Raw genomic sequence first — 16,598 nt, 5'->3', positions numbered from 1 at the left:
TGGTCGTGTTGCGTTCCCGCTATCGTCGCGATGGCTGGCGGGAACTGTGGCTTTTCCCTACAGCATGTTCATACACAGCCGTCAGCTGCGCTTGAGATAAGCCTTCCCATAATGCCGCTCCATCCGCGCCTGAATCAGCTCCAGTGCAATGGACATCAGCCAATAAATAATCGCCGCTGTCGTCAGCATCTCGATATACCGATAGCTGGAACGACCATAAGACTGCGCCAAGAACATCACTTCCCAGACCCCCATCACCGAGATCAGCGAGGAATCCTTGAGCATGGAAATGAATTGGTTGGTGGTCGGCGGGATGATGGTGCGCATGGCCTGGGGCAGGGTGACGCGCCAGAAGATCACGGTTTCGCTCAGGCCCAGGGCAAGGGACGCTTCGCGTTGGCCATGGGGGACGCCGAGGATGCCGGCGCGGAAGATCTCGCTCAGGTAGGCGCCATAATTCAGCGATAGGGCGATGATTCCGGCGGCGATGGCGCCGGGGACTACGCCCAGTTGCGGCAGGCCCAAGTAGATCAGCAGGATCTGGATCAACAGCGGCGTGCCGCGAAAGAACGACGCGTAGAAACTGGCGATGCCGAACGCCACCGCACTGCTGGAAAGCCGCGCCAGGGCTGTGATGAAGCCCAGCAAGGACGAAGCGACGATCGAACACAGGCACAGGAACAACGTCAGCATCGCACCCTGCAAAAAGCCATTGGGCGCCAGGTGTACGCCCAGCAGGTTCGGCAATTTGTCGAGGATGATCGAGAACTTCAGGTCGAAGCTCAGGAAGAAACTGGCGAACAGCACCAGCATCGCCGCCCAGGTCAGGTACAGTCGGGTACGAAAACCGAAGATTTTTTGCAGGCGTGATTCAGCCACCGAAGGCGGTGGCTGGGGGGGTGGAAAAGAAGTCATTGGGTAATGTCGGCGCCGATCCATTTCTGCGAGAGTCTGCTCAAGGTGCCGTCCTGTTTCAACTGGGCAAAGACTTCACGCACCTTGCTGTCCCACTGCGCATCACCTTTCTCGATGGCCACCGAGTTCGGTTCGGAGTAGAGCGGCGGGCCGGCCAGCTTGAAGCGCTTGTCCTCGGTCAGGCGCGGCTGGGCGGTCACCAGGTTGGTCAGCACCGCGTCCAGGCGTACCCCGGCGCCAAGGCCCAGGTCTTGGAACGCCACGTTGTCGGTGTCGTACGGGGCGATCTGCACGTCTTCGAACGGGTAGCTCAGTTGGGTATCCTCGGCGCCTTCGATCACCAGGTTCTTGTTCAGGTAGCTCTCGTAGCTGGAGGCGCTGGTCAAGCCGACTTTCTTGCCGCTCAAGTCCTTGGCGCCGTGGATACGGTCGTCCTTGGCATTGACCACGATGACCGCGGGCGACGCGTAGTACTGCACCGGGAAATCAAACACTTCGGCGCGGGCCTTGCTCGGCGTCATGGAACAGATGCAGATGTCGTAGCGCCCGCTCCAGTGGCCGGCCGCGATCACGTCCCAGGACGGCGTTTCCAGACGCAGTTTCACACCCAGTTTCTGTGCCACGGCCTTGGCGACGTCCACGTCGAAACCGTCGAGCTGGTTCTGATCGTTGAGGAACGAGAAGGGCGGATAGCTTTCCATCAGCACGCCCACCAGCTCTTTTTTCTGTTCGATGCGATCCAGTGTGGCTCCGGCGAACGCTTGCGAAGAGGCGGCCAGCAGCGTCAGGCCCAGGGCCAGCAACGGTTGTAATTTCATATGAAGGCCCTGTTAGAAAAATAAGTTGTAGTTCTCTGAATGGTGCGTATTAAATAGTTATAAGAACAACTCCGGTAGTGAGTATTTTTCATAAGCTTATGAGTGAATCGCATATGGGCGCAGCAACAGTCATTCTCGATGGCGGCATGGGCCGTGAACTGCAACGCCGTGGCGCGCCGTTCCGACAGCCCGAGTGGTCGGCGCTGGCCTTGAGCGAAGCGCCCCAGGCCGTGGAGGCCGTGCATGCGGCTTATATCGCCAGCGGCGCCAATGTCATTACCAGCAACAGCTATGCCGTGGTGCCGTTCCATATCGGTGAGGCGCGTTTCGCCGCCGAAGGCCAGGCCTTGGCGGCGCTGGCCGGCGAGTTGGCGAAGCGGGCAGTTGAGGCTTCAGGCAAAGCGGTGCGGGTAGCGGGGTCGCTGCCGCCGTTGTTCGGTTCCTATCGGCCGGATCTGTTCGACGCCTCCCGCGCCGCCGAATTACTTGCGCCATTGGTCGCCGGCCTGGCGCCCCACGTCGACTTGTGGCTGGCCGAGACCCAGAGCTCCACTGTCGAAGCACGGGCGATTCACGCCGGGTTGCCGAAGGACGGCAAGCCGTTCTGGCTGTCGTTTACCCTGAAAGACGAAGACACCGATGAAGTACCGCGCCTGCGTTCTGGCGAGCCGGTGGCAGACGCGGCGGCGGTCGCGGCGGAGCTGGGCGTCGAGGTGCTGCTGTTCAACTGCAGCCAGCCGGAAGTGATCGGTACGGCGATCGACGCGGCGCGAGAAACCTTCGAGCGATTGGGCGTGAACATCCACATTGGTGCATACGCCAATGCCTTCCCCCCGCAGCCCAAGGAAGCGACGGCCAATGATGGGCTGGACCCATTGCGCGAAGACCTCGACCCGCCGGGCTATCTGCAGTGGGCAGCTGACTGGCGCAAGCGCGGAGCCAGCCATCTGGGTGGTTGCTGTGGTATCGGCCCAGAGCATATTGCGGTGTTGGCGCAGCAGTTGGTCTGAGTGACCGGGTCGGCTCGGGTGGAGGGCACGCGTACAGGCGCGGCTAGGGAACCCGGTGGGCGCGAGCTCCTCGCCACCGGGTAAGGCGCTGGTCTACGAGCGGCATTCCACCAAGCTGCGCACTTGCCCATCCTCGCGCTGGTTCTCTTCGCTCAGCCAGCGCTCGAATCCCGCGCCGATGGCTGGCCATTCTGAATCCAGCATCGAATACCAGGCCGTGTCGCGGTTCTGCCCCTTGACCACCATGTGCTGGCGGAACACGCCCTCGAACGTGAACCCCAGCCGCTCGGCGGCGTATCTGGAACGGGCGTTGGCGTTGTTGCACTTCCATTCCAGGCGACGATAACCCAGGGCGAAAGATTCCTTGGCCAGCAGATAAACCGCCTCGGTGCTTTTCGGCGAGCGCTGCATCGGCGCGCCGAAGGTCACATGGCCGATCTCGATGCGCCCTTGGGCGGGCACGATGGACATCAGGCTGAGAATGCCCTGCACCTCGCCGCTGGCACGGTCAATCACACTGAAGAAATACGGGTCGACGTTGGCCGCATGGTTGTTCAGCCAGGCATCGAACGCGCCGCGATCCTGGAACGGGCCATAGGGTAAATAATCCCAGAGTTTCGGGTCGGCTCCGGGGCCTTCCAGGGCTTGCCACAGGCCATCGGCATGGCGCGCCGGATCGAGTTTTTCCAGGCGGATGAAACGCCCTTCGAGCAACTGCGCGGACGGCGCCGGGACACCTTTCCAATCAGCGAGTGAAGACATCGGGCACTCCTTAAAGGGCTTTGCGAAATTGAATGTAGCCAGGGCGTTCGGCGATGCGCTCGTACAGCTGGATCGCCGTGGCGTTGGTTTCGTGGGTCAACCAGTGCACCTTGCAGCAGCCATCGGCCTTGGCGGTGCTGTAGACGAACTCGATGAGCTGGCGACCCACACCGGTGCCACGGGTTTGTTCCGCTACCAGCAGGTCTTGCAGGTAGCAGGAATTCTCGATGCTCCAGTTCGAACGATGGTAGATGAAGTGCACCAGGCCCACCGCCGTGTCGCCCTGCCAGGCCAGGGCAGCATGGGTCGGTTCGCTGTCATCGAGCAAGCGTTGCCAGGTGCTTTGGGTCACCCTGTCCGGCAATTGTGTGTTGTAGAAGCGCAGGTAGGCTTGCCACAACGGCAGCCAGGCGGCGTGATCGTCGGCGCTGACGCGGCGGATGTCGAGTTGGCTCATGGTCACTCCTTGGACAATTGCTCAGGTATCAGGTGGGCGAGGGCCCGGTCCTGCGGATCAGGGCTGGCAGCGAGCCCGTTGCGTACCCCGGCGACATCTACCGGGCTGCGGTTCTGACTGAGCTTGCGTTTGCCCTCCAGACGCTGGATCGGCAGGGCAAAACCGACGATTGCCTTGAGCATGCTGTCGATGTATTCGGCCGGAGCATCGTCGATTTTCCAGGGCTGGGCGCGGCCGATCTCGTGGCGGTCGGTGAGCGCGCCCACCAGGTTGCGCAGGCGATCAGCGTCGCTGAACACCTCGGCGGTGCCGTAGGCGTGCACGGCCAGGTAGTTCCAGGTCGGCACCACCTTGCCGTGTTCGATTTTGCTGGGGTAGAAACTCGGGCTGACGTAGGCATCGGCGCCGGGGAAAATCACCAGGGCGTTGGCGCCCGCTTCCAGGTCGCGCCATTGCGGATTGGCCCGAGCCATGTGCCCATAAAGGCTCCCATTCGGGCCTTGTCGTGGGTCCAACAGTAGCGGTAGATGACTGGCCTGCAAGCCCTGCTCGCCCTGAGTAATCAATATCGCCAGACGGCAATCACCCATCATCTGGTGCAGTTGAGGTAGATCTTCGACAGCAAAGCCCTTGGGGTTGTACATGATAAGTTTTCCTTGGCGAATGCGAGCATCCTAGGCAGGCTATTGGTCTGTGTTAAGAGCCACTTACAGCCAATTTCATAGGTCCATTCGTCACGGAATATGAAAAGCGGATGGGGTCCCTGCTTATCTTCCTCGCTGTCTGCTGTGGGAATATTTACATAGGCCGATCCACTTACAATTTCTAAAACTCAATCCGCCTGAATATATATATGTATGCGCTGACGGGTTTAACGACACCGTAGGGTTCTGGTTCGTCAATCAACGCCGGACCTTTTTATGCCTACGCTCCCCAAAGATGGATCAACCGTGTCGCCGCAACCACAACTTCCTCCCCTCAGCCCCCTCAATGGGCTGCCCGATGGCAATCCATTCAAGCCCCATGACTTTGCGGACCCGTGGTTACTTGCGTTGGGATTGCAGGGTGATGCGCAGGTTCGAGTGTTTTATCAAGAGATCAAAGCGGCCGGCAGAGCTGTTGAAGACAGTGCCGCGTGGGTTCCCTTGCGCGCCGCTGTCACACAAGGCTTTCTTGAGGCCTATCAAAGCAAGCCGATTCCCAGCCCCACCACCTTTGCCCGATGCGAGAGTTGGGTGATTTATCCCTACAGAAACCGCATGAGCCTGGACTTTTCTCTGCTTCGAGTGGATGGGCTAAGGCTTTCGCACAGCGTGCTGACGAAACTGCAAACAGGCGTTCCCCCGCAATACAGCGGGCAAAATCAGGTCGTCGATACTGAGGTGGGGAGCCGAGAGAGTCCGGGCAGTCTCCGTGAAGAAGTTCAACGCAAACAATTGAAGCGTCTCTATGCCCATAGGGCTGATCTGGCGCGTCTTTTCGCCGGCCTGCCCACGTTCGACTCGGTGCTCAGCCATGTGGTGGTGGGGTTGATGCTGGAGACAATTGATCCCGGCAAGTTCCGAGGGCCAGTGCTGCAGGACGTCGATCCCGGTCATTGGTATGTAAATCGTTTCTCCACGGACTCACGGGGACACCGCTCGCTTGTGTCGTCCAGCACCTTCAGCGAAGTGCTCTGGGAGAGTTTGTTAAATCACGAGCCTCCCGACTTTGCCGTGGAGAACGTCGGCTTTTTTACCAGGCCCGATACGGTGCAAGAAATCGATAGCGTGTTCGTCGACCCGATAGATGAAAGCATCGTGCAAGCCATGGCGTCAGCATTTGATATCGCCAATCCTACGACCCACGACCGTGTCGCGCGCCAGTTCCTCGATGATTTCGTCGGCTTTCGTTTTAAAGAAATTCAAGGAGCGCTTGATCGTCCAGACGTTTTTACAACAGAAGAAGAACTCGCCCTCAGGCTTTCCCAGCGATTCTCATATCTGTTCGATTTATACAAAGCTGACCGCGACCCCTCTGTCCGACTCAGTGATGCTGCTCGGATTTTGCAGCATGCCGAAGATCGTCTGCTTGAAATCATCATCACCCACCCCTCCAAAGCGGGTCGGGAACGGTTGATGAACAAGCAGGGCGTGCCGCGGGTGTACAAGGTCATGCTGGATATCAAGGACCAGGCAGCCCAAAAGTGGCCTGCTGCAATGGTGATTAAGCGGACCGATACAGAGGCTATGTTTCTTTATTCCCTGGAGGGTGGAATACAGAAATTCGACGATTTTCAAGAACTGGTGGACACGGTCAATCCTTTCCACGAAGGGCAAGAGCGGAAAATAGCTCATATCGACTTCGAGCTCATCGCGCCGGTTTTCGAAGATGCGGCAAAAGAGTTACTACAGCTTCAATACACCGCGTTGGAATCGGTTCTGAAGGCTCCGGAAAAAGCGCGTTTTGACTTGAAAGTGTTCGCTGCAGCTACCGAAGCCGCGCTGCAATTGCCGATGCTGGAACTCGATGGTCCCTTGCTGGCCCGCATCAACACCTTGTTCAGGAATAGTCGACCCGAGGCCTATACCGTCGCCTCGGTTGCGCAGAAGAGAACCTATCGGCATCTGGAACGCGAAGCGTCGAAGGCTGATGAGAAAGCTGCCGGCAAGCGCGTCCAGTCGCTCATGGAGTTCGCCCGCGAAAAAATAAACGCTTACCTTCGAACGCTCTTGCATGTGGACATCGATCCCGACCCAGATCGAACTTTCATTACGCTGTTCCAAGGGGCAGCCTGCAATGTGAAGGATTCCCGTGTCGCCAGTTTGACGCAACTGATGCTGGACAACATTCGCCCCAGCGTCTACCCGAATGCGATGAGGGAAATATTTCCTGTTCAACTTGCCGATGAAGAAGGGCGACCTCTCTTTCACCCCGTAACCGGTCGTCTCATCGTCTTGAGCGGACCTGAGCTTGCCCAAATGGCCACGAGCCTGGATATCGGCGAAAACTATGACGCGTACCTCAAGGGGAAATTGAGGGCACCTGACTATCAGGAAGCCTGGTGGTCTGCATACAAAGCCAACATGAGTTTCAAGGGGTATGAAGCCACGCTCAACGGTGACCAAGTATTCACGTCCATGGTTATCGTTCAGGGTTCCAAGTCCGCAAAACTCGAAAAGGTAATCCCGCTTTGGTTGAACGCCGTCCTGTCATCATCGACTGCACAGGAGCGTAAGCAGGTCCAAGGACGAAAAGTCCATGTCCACGGTCTGTTACTCGGTGGTACCACTGCCATGGGAAATCATCCTGGCAGGATGAGCAATTCAACCAGCATTGACGGAGTGTTGATCTTTTCAGACCAGGAGGGGGCGGATATCCATGGACCTGTTGGCGTTTATTTTCCGGACAGCCCTGGAGAGCATGATTTTTACGAATTCCCCGACCTTGGCGACGGCATCGCACAACTCCTGAAACTTGAAACTTGGCAGGACTATTTTTCTTCTCGCATCGCAACGAACAACCCTGATGAGCTGAGGCGAACGTTGGGGCTGCAAGGTGGCCGACCCTTGATCCGCGGTTCGTTAATCGACGGAAATCTTCCCGAAGCGCTTTATGCCGCTCATATCAGATTCTTGAATGCCTATGCGAACCATCGCTCCAACAGCAACCGGGAAATACGCTATCAAACCATCGTCACGCTTTCGATGGCGGCGTTGGAAGCAGTCATCGACATCGCGTCGACCTTTGCTTTTTTCCTCGGCTTTTTAAGATTGTTCCTGTTGGTGAGCAAGACCGGTCGTATTCCTCTGCATTGGGGTATTGTCAGATACCTGACGGCGGTCGGTGTTGCACGGCGCCCTGTCGGCGGCATGGTGGGGCTGTCACGAAATCGATCATTTCTCCAGGACGTGCTTTCCCGCCTGAGGTCGCCTGAAAAAACAGGCGGGCTGCTTTTGGAGCGAGCCATATATAGCCGTTTCTCCGCGAATGACGGATCGGTAATACGAGGAGTCGTGCCGGATGCCGGAGGGTTTTACCGCCCCACCGTACAAGATGTAAGCACGGGCATCGTGACTGCTCGCCCCGTGTATGTGCGACAGCCGGACGGGACGGTGCTACGGGTCCACGACAATACGAAGTTGAATGCAACCGAGGCCACTCTCGTCGACCCCGAAACCGGCTTGAGCATACGTTCCAGTGGCGTAGTGCGAAGCACCATTGCGCGGATGCCTGATGGCGAATGGCGCGCCGTAGGATTTGGCTTGGGGGGCGGCGGCGTGAAACGCTCCAGGAGCCCATCTCCCCAACCGGGCCCCTCACAAGCCGGGTCTTCCTCACTGTCGTTTTTGAACCCGGATGCGCTTCCTCGATCCCTTGAGGATATGGTTGCTTTGGTAGAGCGATCTGGCGAATGGAATAACGTGATGATGGATATGGTTCCGGAGCTCATGCCCAATCTGCCAAGTTGGCCTCGGAACCGGGGCTTGGTAATTATTGATGAACGGCCGGGCGGGCAGGCCGCTACGATGCGGTTCGCATCGGGAACGGCTCCGATTTACCAGGTAGCCAGCCCTCCGGACTTGGCTTCGGATGTGGTCGTGAGGCGCAGGGGCGGCAACCATTACGAACTGCTCCAGGCCAACCGCGCGGAACCCATCCAAGTGCCCAGGGATGGCGATTGTTTTTTCAATGTCGTTGCCCAAGGGTTGAATGCGCTTGAGGGCGGAAATGATTTCTCGGTGCGGGGGCTGCGTGTCGCATCAGCCAGGTATCTTCGCCAGAACAGGCAGTTATTGAGCTTCCTGGAAGCTCCGCAGCCATTGGTTCAACTGGAATCAGCGCTTGAGGGAATGCTGGGCGACGGGAGGCCAGTTATTCAGAACACAGCCCCGATGCCTGTTGAGTCTTTACTCAGGGGGATACTGGGCTGGGAGTCGCTGGACTTCCTGAGAGGTGTCATGTCCGAGGTGCCTTGGCCGGAGGAGCTGTTTCACCCGCTTCGATTGTATTTGGGGCAGTCAGGGCTTTCGTTACCTCCTACCGCCACGCAGTACGTTCTATTGAAGGACATTGCGGCAATGATTCCCAGTCGGCCTCGCTCTGGGTTGGCACCGTTGCATATCCCTTATACCCCTGGGCAAATAAAATCCATTCAGTATTTTCTTTATAATATTTTAAAGGTCAAGGGAAGTTCTGAGACGTTAAGAACGATACTGAAAGATCCGTTTTTCGAATTGAATTCGGATTTGATGCATATGCTGTTTGAGTACGGCGTTGATATTGACGATTTGCGCAAGTTCTATCCTCGGAACCCGGAGGGCTATATATTTTATGATGAGACTGTCCACGGAGATATCAGCGTCTCTGATTTCAAGACAAGTAATGGCGGTGCGGAGCCCGTGTATTTATATAATCTGCAGGCAGTTGCAAACCGGTGGAGAGAAGATACAGGCGTGATTGTTTCTGATATTCCTCGATTGATGAGAGTTTACCGGTATGAAGAGCAGGTCAGGCGGACGGTTGGCTTGCTTCGGGCCACGTTTCGCAAACGATTGTTATTGGAGTTCGTCGAAACCCTTCTAACGTCCTCGGTTATTTCAAGTCATTTGGGAGGCCGTTTGCCTGTACCCGTGTTTGCCCGATGGGTGAGTCATCCTTCGCTCAACAAGCGCAAACTCCGTGCTATTGCCAAATATTCCATGACGCGCGTAACTGAGCTGTTCGCGTCTGGAACCATTGATATCAAATGGATCCATCAATTTGACCAAACGAACGCGGCGAAGGTCGTTAATAACCTGGACATGCTCGTGAGTTTCTACCAGTTTCTGGTACCGTCTTCAACCGAGACGGGAATGCCAGCGGCCGTCAGTTTATTCAGTGCTGCCGGCGCGCCTCCGGTGAACTCCAGGGTTAAATTGCTGCTCGACGTTCCGGACCTGTTCGATCGCCTCAGGAATAACTTTACCCCTGAGCAAGCGCAGAGTGTCTGGCGGGAGCTGATCAGCCCGAACTATAGCGGTGGCAATATCAACAATACTCTTGCTCAAGAGGGTTCGTTGAATTCCGAGGCGGAATTTACATCCGCATTGATTAACAGTCTTATGCTCGACGCTCGCCGTGCGGATGGTATGGCTACAAGCATTCTTGCCGATCATTCAATATCCGAACGGTTGAGGAATTCGTTGTACCAATTCGACTTGTCAAACAATCGTGCGGAGTATAACTGGTTGAGTTTCGTCACGTATGTAAGGCGTCACGGACAAATACCGTCTTGGGCTTGGCTGTATAAAAAGACCGACGGCTGACTGAACATCGTTATCACGACGCTCGTGGTAGCGATGCCGTTCATATGGCGGTTTGCATGGGTTGTACTTATGATCGTCGTGGGCCCACCCACGAGACTGTCATGAGGAACGCAACGCCGCCATTGTCCTTCAACCCTGCCGGGATCGAACTGGACCGCCGCCAAGGGCTCAGCCGTCAGCTCTACCAGGCGTTACGTGCCCGTGTGCTGGACGGGCGCCTGGCGAGCGGCACGCGGCTGCCGGCCAGCCGTGATTTGGCTGCGGCTTTGTCGATCTCGCGCAACAGTGTGGTGCGGGCATACGACCAGCTCTACGCCGAGGGTTTCATTGACGGACGCATCGGCGACGGTACTTACGTGGCACAACTGTCTTCAGCCATGCTGCCGCTGAAAAACATATCCACAAAACTATCCACAGAGATTCCCACAGGGTTATCCCCAAGCTTATCCACAGATTGGCTCGATTTACCTGTGGGTTCATCCAGTAAAATCGCCCGTAGCAATGCACTGAACCGTGTCGAAGAGCATTATCTGGCGCAGCCATCCGGTGGGCCGCCGCGGGCGTTTCGGGTCGGTGTGCCGGCCTTCGATCTGTTTCCATTCGACGTCTGGGCCAAGCTGAATGCGGCTTTCTGGCGCAAACCGGATCTGGAACAACTCTGCTATGGCGATTCACAAGGGGACGCACGTCTGCGCGGGCTGATCGCAGCTTACCTGCGTAGCTCTCGGGGTTTGCACTGTACGGCTGAGCAAATTGTGATCACCAGCGGTGCGCAGCAAGGCATTAGCCTTTGTGCACAGCTATTGGTGGATCCAGAAGACATCGTCGCGGTGGAAAATCCGGGTTATCGCGCGGCGGGGCATGCGTTTTCGGTAGCGGGTGCCGATGTGAAGGGCGTTCCGGTAGATGGCGAGGGTTTGGACTGCACGGTGCTCGGTACGTTGGAGCATTGTCGGCTCGCTTACGTGACACCGTCCCATCAGTACCCAACCGGGGTTGTCATGAGCCTGGCAAGGCGACTGGAACTCCTGGCCTGGGCTGAACGCAACGGTGGCTGGATCGTCGAAGACGACTATGACGGTGAATACCGTTACAGCGGCGCGCCGTTGGCGCCCTTGGCTGCGCTCGATAGCCAGGGCCGGGTGCTCTACGTCGGTACGTTCGGCAAGGTCGCCTTTCCGGCGTTGCGACTGGGGTACCTGGTGTTGCCGCCTGGCTTGGTCAATGCATTCGCCCGCCGACGCGCCGTGGACGTGCGTCACTCGGAAGTCAGTACCCAGGCAGTCATGGCGCAGTTCATGGCTGCCGGCCATTTCCAGCGGCACATCCGACGCATGCGCAGGGCCGCCCTGGCTCGGCGAGATGCGTTGCTCGCGGGTTGGCCAAAGGCTGTGGCGGGTGTCGGCACCCTGCCCACGGTCGTCGCAGGGTTGCACGTCACAGTGCCTGTGGACACTGTCGAACGTGAACACGAGCTGATCGCTCAAGCGGCAAGCGTAGGGGTCGAGATCAATGGCCTGAGCGATTATTGGCTACCCGCCACACCTTCACCCGTGCGAGCCGGCCTGGTGCTGGGGTTTGCCGCGGTCGCGCCTGCGGCGATCGGCACCGCGTTGGCGAGCCTGGCAAAGGTCTGGAAAGCCTGAGGGCCTGCCGCACGGTGCCGACCGCAGGCCCGGCTATGAGCGTACTTTTGGAAAGAACACCTGCTGGGCCTGGTCCACGGCGATTTCGCTGCGGTAGTGATCAATCAATTGCCGTTGGCTGAATCCTGTCGTAGAGACTTCGATGGCTCCTGAATTGACCTGCTCCGCCGTTCTCAGGCGCGCTGAGAGAAATGCCCGATCAGACACCCAATACTGTGAATAATGAAAGTCCGCGAACCAGAGCGTTTTACCGGTTCCCTTGTCCTTGATTTCGTATCGGTCGAGGTAGCCCTTGAACGGGGTTCTGATGCGTTCTCGGTTAGTCCGCTTGCTGATTCGAATCCGGTTTCGGTCGTTGAGCCAGACAACGCCACTCATGGTGGGCGGGCTCTGTTTGATTATGCTCAGTACGGTTTCGAATTCCTCCGCGTACAGCGTCTTCGATTCCTTCTTGAGCTGTAATCGCAAGGCTTCAGCCGTGCGCTGCTCTTCCTGTGGAAGTTCTACCGTTTCGTTCGTGACGACACTTTCTGCCAGGTCCAATGCCTTTCTGATCGCCACGCCGACGGTTTCCATTCGGCTTGCATGCGCATTCATGAGCATGGCGATACCGGCAGGCGTGCGGTGGGGGTCTTGTGTATAGGTTTTGATTTGCTTCTTGAAGGCAGCCAGTCCGTCGATCAGGGCTTTACCTTTTTGAACGCTCGCTGCCAACGCTGGGATTGTCGCAGGAATAGAGGGCAGCACGTGGGGCACCCACTCACCGTTTTCCTTGTGATGAAAGGTAGCGATGATTTCATTCGAGAGCGGATTTCTCACGTCGAGCCAGCCTGTTTCTTCGCGCGAGCTGGATAGGCGAGGCTCTCCGCTGACAAAGCCCCAGAAGCGCGTCCTGATGAATTTTTTCCTGGAGCGTGGACGCTGCTCATAAGGACGGCCAGATCGTCTCTGGCTGCTTCGCTCATCGAGAGCCTGTGCCAAGTTACGTAGCGCCAGTTTTTTTGAATCGCTTATCCGTCGTCGCAGTCGCGTGAGTTGCAGGGGAACACTGCTGTCTTGATACTCGCGTTGCATGTAGTCGAGGTGTTCCTGGATGGCCGCGAATTGTTCCGTCAGGCTGCCCAGTGCGTCGACTTTTTCATCCAGACGAATCGCGCTTCGCTCATCGATCGCGTCACGCAGGCTTTGGAAGGCGACTGTAGCGTTGTCGACCAAGCGGTTTATTTCTGCCCAACCTTCGGGCATCGTCGCGACGCTTTCAACGGAGAGGCAGAGGTGTCGATACATATCCAGCTGGATAAGCCGTAGATCGTCGCTGGTATAAACGGGCAACTTTTTACGGTGCTCACGGACCAATTCAAAGCCACCGAAGCCCAGTTGCTTGAGCCGGGTAAATCGAGTCTCGAGGTAATCCAGGCGCTCGATCATCTGGTCGCCGATGCTGATCATGCTATTGGCAGCGTCGATGTGTTGCTGCTCCGACGTCCTGACCAAAGACGTGATCATGCCCTGTGCCTTGGCCATGACGGGGGTAAAACGCTCTTTCAGCAGGTCGATCTCTGCGAAGGTGAAATTTATCTGCGCCCCCAGGTAGCCAATGCTGATCTGAGGGTAATCGGGTCTTGACTGGAAGACTGGCCATTCAACTAACGCCTTCAGTGCTTTTTCATAGTTTTCTCGCTGCTCTCGCAGAGTCGCCAGGTAGGTATTGGCCTGGGTTTCTCTGTCGGCGGGCGAGGTCAGCGCCATGGCTTTAGCCTCCATCGTCAGCATTCGTTCGTTCAACGGTTTCTGTTGTTCAAATGTCCTGAGTTCAGCCAGCAACTGAATGCTGCGGCGTTGTGCGTTGACAACGACTTTTTGCCTGGCGCCTTTGGAACCACTGCCACGTAAACGCAGGCGGCTGTCGACGTGCCATTGGCCGTGCGCATTCCGGGTCAGGGGAGGCCCGGTGCGTTCTCCCTCGATGATGTTGACTTGTTCGCCCGCTATGCTGACCTCGAACCATTTGTCGGCGATGTTCGCGTACCACTTCTCTTCTTTCTGATAGAGCCCCTTGAGTGGTCCTTCGCGCTCGGGCTGGGTAACGTCGGGAGCATTGACACTGAAGCTGCCAAGAAGCGTGGCGTCCTTCCCGGCTTTACCCATCAGGGCGCCGCTGGTATGGACATCGTCGTAGTGCTCTTGTGGCAGCTCAGTTTGGATGAGCGGCGTGAGCGCCTTGATGACCGGTTCGGGTTTGGGCCCTGGCTGGGTTTTCGCCGGGACGACTTCCGGAGCATCGGTCGGACGGCTACGTCTGCTTGTCTTGGTGCGATCTATGGCAATGTTGATGACGCCCAATGCCACGTTGAGCAACAAGTCGACGAAGGTTTCCCATTTGGCCTGGCCTTGGGTTGCCCCGTCGTTTTGCGTGAGTTGTTCCAGGTCGTTCAATATCTGCCAGAGCCAGATCGTGGTGTTCGCCGTCGTGCCAAGGTAGGGCAACGCCAGGTTGAAAATCAGCCAGCCCGCTTGCTTGAATGACTCCCAGCGGCTTTCGCTGTTGGAGACGGACTGACGGTCGGCGAGTGTGACCAGCGCGTTAGCGTTGGCCTTGAACAACAGCGACATGAAATCGTCTCCCAGGGCGTCGTCGCTGAGTGTCACGGGGCCGCTGTTGGCCAGAGACATCAGTGGATTCGCCACAAAATCAACAACGGCCCAGGGCGAGGGCATGGTGTTGGGGAAAACGTATCGGCTGTAGTTATCCCGTACCCCATCAGGCAGCCACGCCAGTACCGATTGGCGCAAGTCAGCGTTTTGCTTGATGGCGTACAGCAGGTTGCTGAACGAGGGAAACTGGAGCAGTTGCGGTTCGAGCAAGGGGCGATAAAGCAGGCAAGGTCCGGCACTCGCTGTTTGCGTGCCGATCACGAACATATTGGCAACGATGTCCTCTGATACACCCAGTTGCAGCTCGGGTACAAAGGCTAATTTGCGCAGCACGATAGGTTGTCCATCAACCTTGCGATCGGTCTCCAAAGGCTCCATCAGCGCCGCGACATAACGACAACCGCGATCATCTATATCGCCTTGCCCACGAAGCTTGCCTTCCAGCGCGATCATGGGCAGCTGGATGCGTAGCTGTGAAATGTACAAGCTCTCGCGCAGGGTCGACTCTGCCGGATCATCGAGCAATTTGTGCTTGATCAGCTCGGGATAGACGCGACCGATATCGATTTTGGTGATGAGGTTTTCAACGTAGGCCACCGTCATCCAACTCGGCAACTCCGTACCGTCGATGGCGCGAATGGTTTTATTGCCCGATGGGACGGCAATCAGGTTCTGCAAGGCCAACTCGACGAGATTGAACCGCGTGGTATCCAGCTGGAAGGGCACAACGAAGGAGCCCCATACGACGGGACTTTTTATTTCGATCTCAATATTTTCAGGGACCCATGTCGAGGCGTCGGCGTGCTCGGCTTGCATCTGCGTCTTGAGTGCATTCGACGCATGGTTCTTGATAGACGCAATACCGTCCAGGTAGGTTTTACCGGCGTGGGAATTACTCAGCGCCGACAGGCTCTTCATGTACTGAGCGAACAGAACCTGGTCGGCTACCTGCGCGACTTGCAGCCACTCGGGTATCTGTTGGCGGAACCAGTCCTCGCCGGGCCCGTGGGTCAGGCCTGCGGCGGGAGGTTCGTTCTCTGCGAGGATCTGTTCTTGCTCGATATTGAGTAGGCCGAGAACCTTGACCTGTGTGGTGATGATTCCGCAGGCCTTGCTGTCAAAAACATTGCCACCGGGTTCATAAAGCCGCCATTGCAATACGTTAGGGCGCAACAAGCTGCTCAGATTGGCCAAAAGCGACTTCCCCAACGCTTCACGAGATTCGTACTTCTGGTAGCCGCTGAGCAGCGAGTGGGCAAGGATGACCTCTTTTTTATCAATTGTGCCAATCAGCACCACCAGCGAGTTATCGCTCACGTGGCTTTTCTGGTTATCGGCGATCGCGTCGATTTCGATCAGATAGGCGTGGCTGTCGTACGCATCCTTTCGGTCCTGTCGATCGGGGTGAAGGTAAAGTTGCCTGGCCATGTCGCATTCAGCCACTGTCCAGCCGTCGACCTGCTTGACGTCCCAGAGTTTGCGCAACGTCAGGGAGAGTTGGTGCCAGCGTGGACCGTAATTGCCAAACGGAATGTTCCAGTACGCCAGTTGTTGTTCCTGGCGGGCTGGCACCATCGCGGGCGCCAATTCATTTATCAATCGCCCAACCTGGTCGATACGCACCGGCAAATGCACTTCGGGCGTGGTGATGGGCAGTTGCGTCAGGAAATGCAGCCCTTCGATCAACAAAGTCGGCGGGCCCTGCCCCTGGTCCATCTGCGCGGCCAGCATATCGCTGAGCGACTCATAAAGAGTGGGGCGCGCAATGATCTCGCTGCCGACAATCTCCCAGGCCGGCTCGCCGACGACGGTTGTGTAGGGGTCGAGATCCAAGTCCGGATAAAGTTGTTTGAGAGCGTCCCGCAGGAGTACGGCGGCCACTTCCGCTGAGGTGGGGCCCGCGAGCAATTGGTTGAACAGCGCGCCCCTGAGGCTTGCTTCGGACGCAGATTCTGTATCGGTAGAGTCGGGTGCCATTTGAATGTCCTCTCTCGAAATAATGAAAAAACCGAAGCCGAACGCTTCGGTTTTTTCATGCTAGAGAGGCA

Annotated in this window: 9 protein-coding genes; 3 read left to right on the top strand and 6 right to left on the bottom strand. The window is 57.2% G+C overall.

The annotated features are described in order from the left end of the window. Positions 1-81: 81 nt before the first annotated feature. Both KSS97_RS00600 and KSS97_RS00595 read right to left on the bottom strand, forming a co-directional pair. Complete coding sequence (locus KSS97_RS00600) at positions 82-915, bottom strand: amino acid ABC transporter permease (protein WP_030139092.1); 834 nt, start codon at positions 913-915, stop codon at positions 82-84. Continuing rightward, positions 912-1,733, bottom strand: coding sequence for an ABC transporter substrate-binding protein (locus KSS97_RS00595; protein WP_030139093.1), 822 nt, complete (start codon positions 1,731-1,733; stop codon positions 912-914). Before KSS97_RS00595 ends, KSS97_RS00600 begins: the two co-directional genes overlap by 4 nt. 113 nt (positions 1,734-1,846) lie before the next feature. Between KSS97_RS00595 and KSS97_RS00590 the strand changes: the two genes are divergently transcribed. After that, positions 1,847-2,743, top strand: coding sequence for a homocysteine S-methyltransferase family protein (locus KSS97_RS00590; protein WP_217860670.1), 897 nt, complete (start codon positions 1,847-1,849; stop codon positions 2,741-2,743). Between the two features lie 93 nt (positions 2,744-2,836). Here KSS97_RS00590 and KSS97_RS00585 read toward each other — a convergent pair whose 3' ends face one another. From KSS97_RS00585 to KSS97_RS00575, 3 genes are read right to left on the bottom strand one after another with little or no spacing between them, the layout of a single operon-like run. Beyond that, on the bottom strand, positions 2,837-3,505 hold the full coding sequence (locus KSS97_RS00585; protein WP_217860669.1) for a GNAT family N-acetyltransferase: 669 nt from the start codon (positions 3,503-3,505) through the stop codon (positions 2,837-2,839). Positions 3,506-3,515: 10 nt separating this feature from the next. After that, entirely contained in the window at positions 3,516-3,962 is a 447-nt protein-coding gene (locus KSS97_RS00580; protein WP_217860667.1) for a GNAT family N-acetyltransferase, read from the bottom strand. Between the two features lie 2 nt (positions 3,963-3,964). Continuing rightward, on the bottom strand, positions 3,965-4,606 hold the full coding sequence (locus KSS97_RS00575) for an FMN-binding negative transcriptional regulator (RefSeq protein WP_217860666.1): 642 nt from the start codon (positions 4,604-4,606) through the stop codon (positions 3,965-3,967). Between the two features lie 276 nt (positions 4,607-4,882). Here KSS97_RS00575 and KSS97_RS00570 point away from each other — a divergent pair, with 276 nt between their 5' ends. Beyond that, the gene (locus tag KSS97_RS00570) at positions 4,883-10,249 is read left to right on the top strand and encodes a dermonecrotic toxin domain-containing protein (RefSeq protein ID WP_217860665.1); all 5,367 of its coding nucleotides are present in this window, start codon (positions 4,883-4,885) and stop codon (positions 10,247-10,249) included. Positions 10,250-10,350: 101 nt separating this feature from the next. Beyond that, positions 10,351-11,895: a MocR-like pyridoxine biosynthesis transcription factor PdxR gene (pdxR, locus tag KSS97_RS00565; protein WP_217860664.1), complete on the top strand. Its 1,545-nt coding sequence runs from the start codon at positions 10,351-10,353 to the stop codon at positions 11,893-11,895. A gap of 33 nt (positions 11,896-11,928) precedes the next feature. On the opposite strand, the gene KSS97_RS00560 is transcribed toward pdxR, so the two are convergent. Beyond that, the gene (locus KSS97_RS00560) at positions 11,929-16,527 is read right to left on the bottom strand and encodes a dermonecrotic toxin domain-containing protein (protein WP_217860662.1); all 4,599 of its coding nucleotides are present in this window, start codon (positions 16,525-16,527) and stop codon (positions 11,929-11,931) included. Between the last annotated feature and the right edge of the window lie 71 nt (positions 16,528-16,598).

The sequence above is a fragment of the Pseudomonas alvandae genome (genome assembly GCF_019141525.1).
Classification (GTDB): domain Bacteria; phylum Pseudomonadota; class Gammaproteobacteria; order Pseudomonadales; family Pseudomonadaceae; genus Aquipseudomonas; species Aquipseudomonas alvandae.
The sequence above is the reverse complement of the archived record's forward strand: the minus strand, read 5'-3'. Positions and strand labels throughout refer to the sequence as shown.

Excerpts from the sequence above, each read along its gene's own strand:
- KSS97_RS00600 (WP_030139092.1), bottom strand. The coding sequence starts at position 915 with ATGACTTCTTTTCCACCCCCCCAGCCACCGCCTTCGGTGGCTGAATCA.
- KSS97_RS00595 (WP_030139093.1), bottom strand. The coding sequence starts at position 1,733 with ATGAAATTACAACCGTTGCTGGCCCTGGGCCTGACGCTGCTGGCCGCC.
- KSS97_RS00590 (WP_217860670.1), top strand. The coding sequence starts at position 1,847 with ATGGGCGCAGCAACAGTCATTCTCGATGGCGGCATGGGCCGTGAACTG.
- KSS97_RS00585 (WP_217860669.1), bottom strand. The coding sequence starts at position 3,505 with ATGTCTTCACTCGCTGATTGGAAAGGTGTCCCGGCGCCGTCCGCGCAG.
- KSS97_RS00580 (WP_217860667.1), bottom strand. The coding sequence starts at position 3,962 with ATGAGCCAACTCGACATCCGCCGCGTCAGCGCCGACGATCACGCCGCC.
- KSS97_RS00575 (WP_217860666.1), bottom strand. The coding sequence starts at position 4,606 with ATGTACAACCCCAAGGGCTTTGCTGTCGAAGATCTACCTCAACTGCAC.
- KSS97_RS00570 (WP_217860665.1), top strand. The coding sequence starts at position 4,883 with ATGCCTACGCTCCCCAAAGATGGATCAACCGTGTCGCCGCAACCACAA.
- pdxR (WP_217860664.1), top strand. The coding sequence starts at position 10,351 with ATGAGGAACGCAACGCCGCCATTGTCCTTCAACCCTGCCGGGATCGAA.
- KSS97_RS00560 (WP_217860662.1), bottom strand. The coding sequence starts at position 16,527 with ATGGCACCCGACTCTACCGATACAGAATCTGCGTCCGAAGCAAGCCTC.